Raw genomic sequence first — 12,228 nt, 5'->3', positions numbered from 1 at the left:
CCACCGGGCCCGTCTGCCGCCCGCACCGCTACGCCGCCCCCGCCCCCGTCAGCGACCGCACCTCGGTCTCCGCGTGCTTGGCCTCGTCGGGTCCTTCCGGCGAGGTGACCGTGCCGAGCCAGCCCGCGACGAAGCCCAGGGGGATGGAGACCAGCCCGGGGTTCTGCAGGGGGAAGTACTGGAAGTCCACGCCCGGGAACAGCGAGTCGGGGCTGCCCGACACCACCGGCGACAGGACGACGAGCAGCACGGCCGGGACCAGCCCGCCGTAGACCGCCCATACGGCGCCTCGTGTGGTGAAGCCGCGCCAGAACAGTGAGTAGAGCAGCACCGGCAGATTGGCGGACGCGGCGACGGCGAAGGCGAGCCCGACCAGGAACGCCACGTTCAGGTCGCGGGCGAGGAGGCCGAGGGCGATGGCGACGACGCCGATGCCGACCGCGGCGACACGGGCCACGGCGACCTCGCCGCGGGGCTCGGTCCGGCGGCGCCGCAGCGACGCGTACAGATCGTGGGCGACGGAGGCGGAGGAGGCGAGCGTGATCCCGGCGACGACCGCGAGGATGGTGGCGAAGGCGACGGCGGCGACCACCGCGAAGAGAACCGTTCCTCCGGTGGAATCCGCACCGCCGCCGAGGTCGAGCGCCAGCAGCGGAACGGCCGTGTTCCCGGCCGCGTTGGAGCCGCGCACGGCGTCCGGTCCGACGATCGCGGCGGCGCCGAAGCCGAGGACGATCGTCATCAGATAGAAGCCGCCGATCAGCCCGATCGCCCAGACCACCGAACGCCGCGCGGCCCGCGCGGTCGGCACGGTGTAGAACCGGGACAGGATGTGCGGCAGTCCGGCGGTGCCCAGGACCAGCGCGAGTCCGAGGCTGATGAAGTCGAAGCGGGCGGTCCAGTCCCCGCCGTACTTCAGCCCGGGGGCCAGAAACGCCGAGCCGTGCCCGCTGCGCTCCGCCGCCGTGGTGAGGAGCCGGTTGAAGTCGCCGTGGAACCGCGCCAGGACGAGCACCGTGAGCGCGATGGTGCCGCCGATCAGCAGGACCGCCTTCACGATCTGAATCCAGGTGGTGGCCCGCATCCCTCCCCACGACACATAGATCACCATCAGCGCGCCGACGCCGATCACGGTCCACGCCCGCGCCGCTTCGCCGCTCCCGCCCAGCAGCAGCGCGACCAGGCTGCCCGCGCCGACCATCTGCGCCACCAGATACAGAACGGACACGGTGACCGAGGAAGTTCCCGCCGCGATCCGCACCGGCCGCTCACGCATCCGCGCGGCGACGACGTCGGCCAGGGTGAACCGGCCGCAGTTGCGCACCAGTTCGGCGACCAGGAACAACACCAGCAGCCAGGCCACCAGGAAGCCCACCGAGTACAGCATCCCGTCGTAGCCGTAGAGGGCGATGAGCCCGGAGATGCCCAGGAAGGATGCGGCGGACATGTAGTCGCCCGCGATGGCAAAACCATTCTCCATCGGGGTGAAGAGGCGTCCCCCGGCGTAGAACTCCTCCGCCGAACCGTGCCGGTCGCGGCTCACCCAGGTGGTGATGCCCAGGGTGACGGCGACGAACACGCTGAACAGCAGCAGCGCCAGCGCCTGGTGATCGCCCGTCACATCGCACCGCCGCGGGCGCCGCGGGTCAGTTCCTGGGTGTCCCAGCGCAGTTCGAGCGCGGCCCGGTCCCGGCGCAGCCGGGCGTGGCGGGCGTAGGCCCAGGTCAGCAGGAAGGTGGTGAGGAACTGGCCGAGCCCCGCCAGCATCGCCACGTTCACCGCGCCGACCACGGGCCGGGCCATGAGGCCGGGTGCGGTGGTGGCGGTCACGACGTAGACGATGTACCAGACGAAGAACCCGGCGACCGCGGGCACCACGAACCGCCGGTACCGGCTGCGTACCTCCTGGAAGGCCGCGCTGCGCTGCACCTCGAGGTAGACATCCGCCGCGGCGACGGCTTCCCGCGCGCCATCGCCGCGGGCGGGCGGCACGGACGCGGCCGGTACGCGCGCCCCGCCCGCCTCGCCCCAGCCGGAGGCGAGCGCGTCATACCAGGGATCGCCGTACCTAGCGTTACTTGAGTGCATGCCCAAGCATGGACAGACCGGGAAGATCCCCGACTCTTCTTCCCTGGGCTCTCACTCCATCAGGTGACGGAGAGTGGGGGCGCCCCCGCGCGGCGGCTACGCGTCGATGCGCGACCGGTCCAGCGTCGCCGCCGAGTTGGAGATGAACTCCTTGCGCGGGGCGACCTCGTTGCCCATCAGCAGGTCGAAGACGCCCTCGGCGGCCTCGAGGTCGGAGAGGTTGATCCGGCGCAGGGTGCGGTGGCGGGGGTCCATCGTGGTCTCGGCCAGCTGGTCGGCGTCCATCTCGCCGAGGCCCTTGTAGCGCTGGATCGAGTCCTTGTAGCGGATGCCCTTGCTCTGGAACTCCATGAGCTTGTCGCGCAGCTCGCGGTCGGAGTACGTGTAGACGTACTTGTCCTGGCCCTTCTTGGGCTGGATGATCTCGATCCGGTGCAGCGGCGGCACCGCGGCGAACACCCGGCCGGACTCGACCATGGGCCGCATGTAGCGGTGGAACAGGGTCAGCAGCAGGGTGCGGATGTGGGAGCCGTCCACATCGGCGTCGGTCATCATGATGATCTTGCCGTAGCGGGCCGTGTCGATGTCGAAGGTGCGGCCCGAGCCCGCTCCTATGACCTGGATGATCGCGCCGCACTCGGCGTTCTTGAGCATGTCGGTCACGGACGACTTCTGGACGTTGAGGATCTTGCCCCGGATCGGCAGCAGCGCCTGGAACTCGGAGTTCCGGGCCAGCTTGGCGGTGCCGAGCGCGGAGTCTCCCTCGACGATGAACAGCTCGCTGCGCTCGACGTCGTCACTGCGGCAGTCGGCGAGCTTCGCGGGCAGCGAGGAGGACTCCAGGGCCGTCTTGCGGCGCTGCGCGTCCTTGTGCTGACGGGCGGCGATGCGCGTCCGGGCGGCCGCGACCACCTTCTCCATGACCACGCGGGCCTGTTGGGCGGCGTCCCGCTTGGTGGCCGTCAGGAAGTCCTTCAGCTCCTTGGAGACCACGTTGTTCACGATCCGGCGGGCCGCCGAGGTGCCGAGCACCTCCTTGGTCTGCCCCTCGAACTGCGGCTCGGCGAGACGGACGGTGACGACCGCGGTGAGGCCCTCCAGGGCGTCGTCCTTGACGACGTCGTCCTCGGCGACGCGCAGCATCTTCTTGGCGCGCAGCACCTCGTTCATCGTCTTGGCGACGGCCTGCTCGAAACCGGCCACATGGGTGCCGCCCTTGGGCGTGGCGATGATGTTGACGAAGGACCTGACCGTCGACTCGTAGCCGGTCCCCCAGCGCAGCGCCACGTCGACGCCCAGCTCGCGCGTGACCTCGGTGGGCGTCATCTGGCCGTGCTCGTCGAGGACGGGGACGGTCTCCTTGAAGGTGCCCTGGCCGGAGAAGCGGAGGACGTCGCAGACCGCCTTGTCGCTGGCCAGGTACTCGCAGAACTCGCTGATGCCGCCGTCGAAGCGGAAGGACTCCTCGCCCTTGCTGCCGCCCTCGCCGAGGCCGTACTCGTCGCGGACGACGATAGTGAGGCCGGGGACGAGGAAGGCGGTCTGGCGGGCGCGCTGGTGGAGGTTCTCCAGGGAGAGCCTGGCGTCCTTGAGGAAGATCTGGCGGTCGGCCCAGTACCGCACGCGCGTGCCGGTGCGGGTCCTGGGGATCTTCTTGGCCTTGCGCAGACCGCTCGTGGCCTCGAACTTCGCGTCCGGCCCCAGCGCGGCGAAGGCGCCGGGCACACCGCGCCGGAAGCTGATCGCGTGGGTGTGGCCGCCGCGGTCGACCTCGACGTCCAACCGGGCGGAGAGGGCGTTGACCACGGAGGCGCCGACGCCGTGCAGGCCGCCGGAGGCGGCGTAGGAGCCGCCGCCGAACTTGCCGCCCGCGTGCAGCTTGGTCATGACGACCTCGACGCCGGAGAGGCCGGTCTTGGGCTCGACGTCGACCGGGATGCCCCGGCCGTTGTCCCGGACCTCCACCGAGCCGTCGTCGTGGAGGATGACCTCGATGTGGTCGCAGTAGCCACCCAGGGCCTCGTCGACGGAGTTGTCGATGATCTCCCAGAGGCAGTGCATCAGGCCTCGACTGTCGGTCGAGCCGATGTACATGCCCGGGCGCTTGCGGACGGCCTCCAGCCCCTCGAGGACGAGCAGGTGCCGCGCGGTGTAGTTGGAACCGTCCCGGTCTGCTCCTGCCAGCAGCGCTGTGGACGGCACGGACGTTTCGGCGGTCACGCGGTTCGCTCCTCGCTGAATTTCAGGTGAGGCCCTGATGGGTAAGGGCCCGGCTTCGGTCGCCGCTCTGAGGGTACCGAGGCCTGGTAGAGCCGTTGTAACGCCACCCTCGTCTGCGGTTTCAGCCTAGACCAACGTCGCATGCTTGTTCGATCCCTCGATGGGGTGAAGTACATATCACGTTCCCTTCGGGGCATGAACCATTTAGGCTCCGGGCACGTCCTCATGAACAAACCGGCAACCCGGCCGGGAGGACCGAATCATGACCGACAGCGCGAAACCGTAAGACACACAGACACGTAATACGGCACATTCGCCGCCAACCGGCAGCAGACGGCCGGCCTCGGAAAGATTTTTCGAGGAAAAGCCCCGAGCGGGAACGTTTTGGGCCTGGTTGGATGTTGACCCTGGTACGACAGCTCGTCGAGCTAGAGAAGAGGCGACGTGACTACTGTTCTGACCCCCGCGAGCCCGCTGACGGCCGCTGATCGCTGCGACCGCTGCGGCGCCCAGGCATACCTGCGCGTCGTCCTGCTCAGCGGCGGAGAACTGCTCTTCTGCGCCCACCACGGCCGCAAGTTCGAGCCGGAACTCAAGAAGATCGCCGCTGAGATACAGGACGAGACGGAGCGGCTGACGACCGCCCCGGCCTCCGCTTCTGAAGAAGAGCGCTGACACCTCGGATCCACGACGAGCCGATCCGGCACAGGCCGGTGTTCGGGCGGTCCCCCGCCTCAGGGGGGCCGCCCGCGCTCGTGGATCCCTCCTTACGCCCCGCCGCGCGGCGCCCTCGCCGCGGTGTCCCACCCGAGCTTCGTCAGCATGTCGGACACCCTGGTGTAGACCCCGGGACTCCCGGACCGCCCGCAGCCGCTCCCCCAGGACACGATCCCGACCAGTCGCCCCTGTGCGACCAGCGGCCCTCCGCTGTCCCCCTGGCAGGCGTCCCGCCCGCCCAGCACCTCACCGGCGCACAGCATGCTGTCCGCCCGGTACTCCCCCTCGCCGCCGCCCGGATACGCACGCTCGCACAGGGCGTCGGACAGCACATGCAGTCGCGCGCCCCGTAGCCCGTTGGCGTAGTCCCCGGAGCCGCTGGCGTCCCCCCAGCCGTAGACCATGGCCGCCGTGCCGGGCTCGTAGGCGGGGTCGCCCGCGGGCGCCATGGTGATGACCGCGTTCCGCGGCAGCGACTCGGCGAGGGTGAGCACCGCGAAGTCCCCGGCGTTGCTGTCCCGGTCGTAGGCCGGGTTCACCCAGGTGTCCCGGACGGCTATCTCCTGCCCCTCCTGGGTCCGCAGGTCCGTGCGCCCCGCGATGACCTTGAGGTCGGTCACCCGCTCCACGGGCCCGCTCAGAACCTCCTCGTCCAGACAGTGGGCCGCCGTGATCACGGTGGTCGGGCCGACCGCCACACCGTCGCAGAACTGCCCCGCCCGCGTACCCCCGAACCGGTCACGGCTGGCCAGGGCCACCGTCCAAGGGCTCTGGGAGACATCGACGGGGAATCCGCCGACGACGATGTTGTCGGCCGCCGCAGGGGCCGTGGAGGCCAGTGGCAGCACGGCTGTCGCAGCGGCCAGGACCAGCGGCCGGGACAGGGCCCGGACAAATGACCGACGCATGCAATCTCCTCACTCCGGGGTGGTCATGGGACACCCAGAGTGATTCACCGGGCACGGCCCCGCACCCGCGCGGGCCAGTGGCGGGTCCGCCGCCCGGGACGGGAAGCTCGCCTCCCGGCACGCGAAAGGCCCGGCTCCCGCCCGGGGACGGGGAAGCCCGCCTCCCGGCACGCGAAAGGCCCGGCTCCCGCTCGGGGAACCGGGCCTTCCGCGTCGTACGGCGCGGTCTCGTCGAGGCAGTCGCGCTTTAGTCGAGGTAGTCGCGCAGCACCTGGGAGCGGGACGGGTGGCGCAGCTTCGACATGGTCTTGGACTCGATCTGGCGGATGCGCTCGCGCGTGACGCCGTAGACCTTGCCGATCTCGTCGAGGGTCTTCGGCTGACCGTCGGTGAGACCGAAGCGCATGGAGACGACGCCCGCCTCGCGCTCCGAGAGGGTGTCCAGGACCGAGTGCAGCTGCTCCTGGAGGAGCGTGAAGCTGACCGCGTCGGCCGGGACGACGGCCTCGGAGTCCTCGATGAGGTCACCGAACTCGCTGTCGCCGTCCTCGCCGAGCGGGGTGTGCAGCGAGATGGGCTCGCGGCCGTACTTCTGGACCTCGATGACCTTCTCGGGGGTCATGTCGAGTTCCTTGGCCAGCTCCTCCGGGGTGGGCTCGCGACCCAGGTCCTGGAGCATCTGGCGCTGCACGCGCGCGAGCTTGTTGATGACCTCGACCATGTGCACCGGGATACGGATGGTGCGGGCCTGGTCGGCCATGGCGCGGGTGATCGCCTGACGGATCCACCAGGTGGCGTACGTGGAGAACTTGTAGCCCTTGGTGTAGTCGAACTTCTCCACCGCGCGGATGAGACCGAGGTTGCCCTCCTGGATGAGGTCCAGGAAGAGCATGCCGCGGCCGGTGTAGCGCTTGGCCAGCGAGACCACCAGTCGGAGGTTGGCCTCCAGCAGGTGGTTCTTGGCGCGGCGGCCGTCCTCGGCGATGATCTCCAGCTCGCGCTTGAGCTTGGGCGCCAGCTTGTCGGAGTTGGCGAGCTTGTCCTCGGCGAAGAGACCGGCCTCGATGCGCTTGGCCAGTTCGACCTCCTGCTCGGCGTTGAGCAGGGGGACCTTGCCGATCTGCTTGAGGTAGTCCTTGACCGGGTCGGCGGTGGCACCGGCCGCCGCGACCTGCTGGGCGGGCGCGTCGTCCTCGTCCTCGTCGGACAGCACGAAGCCCGCGCTCTCGGTGCCCTCGGGCTCCTCGCCCGCCTTGGGCTCCTCGAGCACCTCTTCTTCGATAAGTTCGGCGTCGTCCTTCTTGGCGGCCGTCTTCTTGGCGGTCGTCTTCTTGGCGACGGTCTTCTTCGTGGCCGCCTTCTTGGCGGTCGTCTTCTTCGCAGCCGCCTTCTTGGCGGGCGCGGACTCCTCGGTGGCCTCGGCGACTGCGGGGTCGGCCTGTGCTGCCGGGGCAGCGGTGCTGGCGGTGGCCTTCCTCGCGGACACCGTCTTCGCCGCGACCGTCTTGGTCGCGGTGCGCTTGGCCGGACTCTTCGCTGCGACGCTCTTTCGGGTGCGCTTGGGCTCTGCGGCACTGACCATCAGCGTCACACCCTCTTCCTCGAGGATCTGGTTGAGGCTGCGCAGTACGTTCTTCCACTGAGTGGCCGGAATCTGGTCAGCTTCGAAGGCCCGACGCACGTCGTCGCCGGCGATCTGCCCCTCAGCCTTTCCCCGCTCAATGAGCGCCATGACAGAGACGGACTCGGCGATCTCCGGCGGGAGCGTACGGGATGTGCTGGCCGACACGAACAACCTCTCGGAACGTTGGAAAACGACTTCCGGCTCCGTCCACTGCGGACAGGAGCCGACCACCGGCTTGGGGATGGGCCGACGGCGCGGGCGGGGCCGGGGAAGATGCACAGCGCCTCGTACGGCGTCCGTATTCCCTCCGCGGCTATCACCTCTTAGGTCATCGCGCTGTCCCCACGAGTGTTACGCCCATTCTGCGTGGCCCGAGTCACACCCCGTAAGCATGCAAAAACGGTCAGATGCTGGCAGATGGCTACACCCCTTAGGCGACTACTGTCCGCCATCCCGCCCTTACCGTGCTCTTCCTGATCACCTCTGGCCCCTCGCGCCGTCGGACCCCGCAGGTCGGGAGGGGCCCTGCGGGGTCCGACGGAGGAGGGCGCCGACCGGGCCGTGGCGCAGGAGGAGGGACGCCGCCCGGCCGTGGCGCCCGCGGTGGATGGTCAGTGCTCGCGCGGGGCGGGCACCACGCGCTCCACCTCGGGGTGGACCGTGAGCAGTTGCCGCATGGCCGCCTCGGCGCCCGAGCCGTCGCCCGCGGCGAGCGCGTCGACGATCCTGGCGTGGTGCGCCAGCGTCGTCTCGTTCGGCCGGTCACAGCCGGTGACCGGGCCGCCGGAGACCTGGAGGGCCGCGGACACGATCCCGGAGAGGTGCTCCAGCATGCGGTTCCCGGCGATCTGGATCAGCAGCGAATGGAACTCGGCGTCGGCGCGGGAGAAGGTGAGCGCGTCACCCTGCCCCATGGCGTGGCCCATGATCCCGACCATGTCGGAGAGCCGCTGCTGGACGTCCTCGCGGCCGTGCCCGGCGGCGAGCCGCGCGGCGAGCGGTTCGATGGTCCACCGCAGCTCGCTCAGCTCCCGGCGCTGGTCGTCGCGCTGCGGCCCGAAGGCCCGCCACTCGATGATGTCCGGGTCGAGGAGGTTCCAGTCGCTGACGGGACGCACGCGCGTGCCGACGTTCGGGCGGGCGCTGACGAGGCCCTTGGCCTCCAGGACGCGGAGCGACTCACGGACGACGGTGCGGGAGACCTCGAAGCGCTGGCCGATCTCCTCGGGCACCAGCGGACGGTCGGCGCCCAGGTCGCCGGAGACGATCATCTGGCCCAGCTGCTGGACGAGTTGGCCGTGCAGCCCGCGTCCTCGGCTGCCCGCGGCACGTCGGCCCGCGCGGCCCAGCTCGGGGTCGGCGCCCTCCCACGCGGGGGGCCCGACACGGTCGGGGACCGGGGCCTCGGCGTAGGGGTAGCGGTCGATTTCGCCCGGGCCGGTGAGACCGGAGTCTGCGGAGCGGGCGGAGGTCATCATGGTGTGCGCAAGGGTACTCACGCATCCTTTGTCGGCGCCGTCTCCAACTCCCTTGAGGTCTTTGGTGAAAAGCACACGAAAGGGTGATCGCTCACTTCGTCGCAATTGACGCCTAATCGGAAAGAAATGGGCGTTCCCGGGGGAGTTGTGCGCAGGTCAGGACCGTAAGAGAGCGAACATGCCTCATCGGACCCTGCTCCGCAGGGTCGTGAGCAGGTATGCGCACAGCAGAGCGGTCAGCGACAACGTCAGCGCCCCGCCGACGGGTTGGGCGACCATCCGCGCGAGGGCGGCCACATACCGCTCGCCACCGAAGGGCCACTGCGACAGAAGCACCTCGCGCAAGCGCACGGGCCACCCCGTCGCGGCCCGGACGGACGGCCCTTCCAGCACCCTCTGCACAAGGGGCACCGCGAGGATGGGTACGCCCACCACCGCCGCCAGCCCAGCGGTGGTGGACCGGAACACACCCGCGGCCAGCACCCCGGCCCAGGCGCACCCCACCACCAGCCCGACCCAACTCGCCCCGAGTGACGGCCAGTCCGCGGGAACCTCGGCCAGCTCCGGACCGTAGAAGAGATAGAGCACTTCGGCGTCGCAGACCACGGTGAGGGCGGCCAGGGTGACCGCGGTGACCGCGGCGACGAGGAGCTTCGCGGCCAGCAGCCCCAGGCGGCGGGGCACGGTGCCGCGGTCCGCCGCCAGGGCGGGGTGGCGGAACTCATCACCGAACGCGAGCGCGCCCAGCAGCCCCGCCCCGAGCGCCGCGGGCGGCAACGGCAGCTCCCGCGGCCACGCGGCGAGCAGACGCGGCTGCGGGGTGTGCCCGATGCGGGCGAGGACCACAGCGGCGACGGCGGACACGACGACCACGGCCGCCGTGGTGAGGAAGCCGATGCTGATTCCGGCGGCTCGGCGCAGCTCGTAGCGGAGGGGGCGGAGGGGGGTGGGGGCGGGGCGTACGGAGATGGGGGGTGGGAGGGCTGGGAGGGAGGGGAGGGTCTCGAGGGTGTGGGCGGGGGAGGGGGGGTCGCCAGGGAGAGGTTCGGTGGGGGTCCGTTCCGTTGTCCGGGGTTCGGCTGGGTGCCTGTCATCCGTCGGCAGGGGGACGTCCGGGACGTCCTCCCCCACCCCGGGACCCATGTCCCCAGTCTCGTGGGCGAGTTGGTGTACGAGGACGCCGTGCCGGAACGCGGTCTCGCCGACGTCGGCGCAGCTACTGCCGTACACGGAGAGGCGGTTGCCGCCCTCTCGTACGACCTCTACCGAGCGGTGGGCCGTGCGGGCCTCCTTGGTGAGCAGGGCGGCGAGGCGGGCCGCGTGCGGGCTGCGTACGGCGACCCGGGGGCGCAGCCGGGTGCGGGCGAAGTCCGTGGCGTCCTGGTCGGCGACGAGTCTGCCCCGGTCCAGTGTCACGATCCGGTCGGCGGTGCGGGCGGCCTCCTTCGGGTCGGCCGTGGTGAGCAGGACGGTGCCGCCCTGGCTCGCGTGTGCGCGGAGTGCGCCGTACAGCCAGCGGCTCTCGCGGGCGGAGAGGCCGTCGGCCGGTTCGTCGAGCACGAGTGTGTGAGGGTCGGCCAGCAGTGCGCAGGCCAGGCCCAGGCGGCGGTCCACGCCGCGGGAGAGGGTGCCGAGGCGTTCGTCGCGCAGGCTGACGAGGCCGACGGCTTCGAGCACCTCGTCGGCCCGCCGGACCGGAACTCCCGCTGCCGCGCAGAGCATTCGCAGATGACCCCGGACGGTGCGGCCCGGGTGGCCCGGCACATCGCCGAGAAGCACGCCGACCTCGCGCGACGGGTGGGCGATGCGGTGCAGCGGGCGGCCTCTGAAGTAGGTGATCCCACGGCCCCGTTGCAGCTCGAGCATCAGCCGGAGTGCCGTCGTCTTGCCCGCGTCCGCCGCCCCGAGCAGCGCGGTGACATGGCCCGCGCGCGCTTCGAAGGAGACATCGTCCACGGCGGGGGCGAGGCCCTTGCGGGGGGTGCTGGTCAGTCCGAAGGCCTGGATCACTCTCAGCAAGATAGCGCGCTATATCCCGATTTTCGGGCATCACGAGCCCGCTCCCCGAGCCTGGTCCGGCATCGGGTCATGGCTCCGCCGGGTGCTACACCTCGGGCCGCAGCATCGGAGGGTTGAGCAGGGTGGCCCCGCCCGCCCGGAAGAGCTGGGCCGGTCGTCCGCCCTGGCGCGTGGTCGTGCCGCCGGTGGGGACGAGGAAGCCCGGGGTGCCCGTGACCTTGCGGTGGAAGTTGCGCGGGTCGAGCGCGACGCCCCACACCGCCTCGTAGACCCGGCGCAGCTCCCCGACGGTGAACTCGGGCGGGCAGAACGCCGTGGCCAGCGACGAGTACTCGATCTTGGAGCGGGCCCGCTCCACCCCGTCCGCGAGGATCTGGGCATGGTCGAAGGCGAGCGGAGCCAGCGATTCACCGTCGCGCCCGTATCCGCCCTGCAGGAGTTCCTCGACCGGTGCCCAGCGCGCGTTGCTGGCGTCGCCTCCGGCCCGGGGGGCGGGCAGGTCGGGGGCGAGCACCAGGTGGGCCACGCTGACCACGCGCATCCTGGGGTCGCGCTTGGGGTCGCCGTAGGTCGCGAGCTGTTCGAGATGGGCGCCGTTGTCCTGGGCGGGGACGGCGGGGTCGTGGACGCGCAGCCCGGTCTCCTCGGCCAGCTCGCGTGCGGCGGCCTGCGCCAGATCCTCGTCGGCCCGCACGAAGCCGCCGGGCAGTGCCCAGCGCCCCTGGAAGGGGGGCTCACCGCGGCGTACCGCCATCGCGCAGAGGGCATGGCGGCGCACGGTCAGCACGACCAGGTCCACAGTGACGGCGAAGGGCGGAAAGGCTGACGGGTCGTAGGGCATGCGGCGATCATAGTCGTCTGCCTGACGATAAACACTCCCTTCACCAGCCGCATCGGCGGCTCCTCCACCGGGTTTCGAGGTACGGTCCACGGCTCGCTGCCGCCCGTCGTCCGCTCTGGTGTCGTACGAGGCGGTATAGGTGCTCGGCGCGGTCCACGGCCCACTTCCCGCCCGTCATCCGGTGTGGTGTCGTACGAGGCGGTATAGCTGCTCGGCGCGGTCCACGGCCCACTTCCCACCCGTCATCCGGTGTGGTGTCGTACGAGGCGGTATAGCTGCTCGGCGCGGTCCACGGCCCACTTCCCACCCGTCATCCGCTCTGATGTCGTACGA

General features: G+C 70.6%; 9 protein-coding genes. 1 reads left to right on the top strand and 8 read right to left on the bottom strand.

Annotated features, from left to right (window positions below; translation table 11 throughout):
- Window positions 1-28: 28 nt before the first annotated feature.
- From ACFVQG_RS33650 to ACFVQG_RS33640, 3 genes are all read right to left on the bottom strand, one after another.
- Window positions 29-1,621 (bottom strand): cation acetate symporter, encoded by a 1,593-nt coding sequence (locus ACFVQG_RS33650; protein WP_383390929.1) that lies wholly within the window; start codon window positions 1,619-1,621, stop codon window positions 29-31.
- Window positions 1,618-2,088 (bottom strand): DUF485 domain-containing protein, encoded by a 471-nt coding sequence (locus ACFVQG_RS33645; RefSeq protein ID WP_383390927.1) that lies wholly within the window; start codon window positions 2,086-2,088, stop codon window positions 1,618-1,620. The genes ACFVQG_RS33650 and ACFVQG_RS33645 overlap by 4 nt, the downstream gene beginning before the upstream one ends.
- Before the next feature lie 96 nt (window positions 2,089-2,184).
- A complete protein-coding gene (locus ACFVQG_RS33640; protein ID WP_383390924.1) occupies window positions 2,185-4,308 on the bottom strand; it encodes a type IIA DNA topoisomerase subunit B in 2,124 nt (707 codons plus the stop codon).
- A gap of 444 nt (window positions 4,309-4,752) precedes the next feature.
- Here ACFVQG_RS33640 and ACFVQG_RS33635 point away from each other — a divergent pair, with 444 nt between their 5' ends.
- Window positions 4,753-4,983 (top strand): hypothetical protein, encoded by a 231-nt coding sequence (locus ACFVQG_RS33635; protein WP_097269750.1) that lies wholly within the window; start codon window positions 4,753-4,755, stop codon window positions 4,981-4,983.
- A gap of 92 nt (window positions 4,984-5,075) precedes the next feature.
- On the opposite strand, the gene ACFVQG_RS33630 is transcribed toward ACFVQG_RS33635, so the two are convergent.
- The 5 genes from ACFVQG_RS33630 to ACFVQG_RS33610 form a co-directional block, all read right to left on the bottom strand.
- Entirely contained in the window at window positions 5,076-5,933 is an 858-nt protein-coding gene (locus tag ACFVQG_RS33630; RefSeq protein ID WP_383390921.1) for a S1 family peptidase, read from the bottom strand.
- Window positions 5,934-6,180: 247 nt separating this feature from the next.
- Window positions 6,181-7,722 (bottom strand): RNA polymerase sigma factor, encoded by a 1,542-nt coding sequence (locus ACFVQG_RS33625; RefSeq protein ID WP_383390920.1) that lies wholly within the window; start codon window positions 7,720-7,722, stop codon window positions 6,181-6,183.
- Between the two features lie 446 nt (window positions 7,723-8,168).
- The gene (locus tag ACFVQG_RS33620) at window positions 8,169-9,056 is read right to left on the bottom strand and encodes a FadR/GntR family transcriptional regulator (RefSeq protein WP_383390917.1); all 888 of its coding nucleotides are present in this window, start codon (window positions 9,054-9,056) and stop codon (window positions 8,169-8,171) included.
- A 162-nt stretch (window positions 9,057-9,218) separates the two neighbouring features.
- On the bottom strand, window positions 9,219-11,045 hold the full coding sequence (locus ACFVQG_RS33615) for an ATP-binding cassette domain-containing protein (protein WP_383390914.1): 1,827 nt from the start codon (window positions 11,043-11,045) through the stop codon (window positions 9,219-9,221).
- A 94-nt stretch (window positions 11,046-11,139) separates the two neighbouring features.
- Window positions 11,140-11,895 (bottom strand): NUDIX domain-containing protein, encoded by a 756-nt coding sequence (locus ACFVQG_RS33610; RefSeq protein ID WP_383390911.1) that lies wholly within the window; start codon window positions 11,893-11,895, stop codon window positions 11,140-11,142.
- Between the last annotated feature and the right edge of the window lie 333 nt (window positions 11,896-12,228).

The sequence above is a fragment of the Streptomyces sp. NPDC057877 genome, from assembly GCF_042796855.1.
GTDB lineage: Bacteria > Actinomycetota > Actinomycetes > Streptomycetales > Streptomycetaceae > Streptomyces.
This window is presented reverse-complemented; position numbering and strand designations above follow the sequence as displayed.

Coding starts and splice junctions, on each gene's coding strand:
- ACFVQG_RS33630 (WP_383390921.1), bottom strand. CDS start 5,933: ATGCGTCGGTCATTTGTCCGGGCCCTGTCCCGGCCGCTGGTCCTGGCC.
- ACFVQG_RS33610 (WP_383390911.1), bottom strand. CDS start 11,895: ATGCCCTACGACCCGTCAGCCTTTCCGCCCTTCGCCGTCACTGTGGAC.
- ACFVQG_RS33645 (WP_383390927.1), bottom strand. CDS start 2,088: ATGCACTCAAGTAACGCTAGGTACGGCGATCCCTGGTATGACGCGCTC.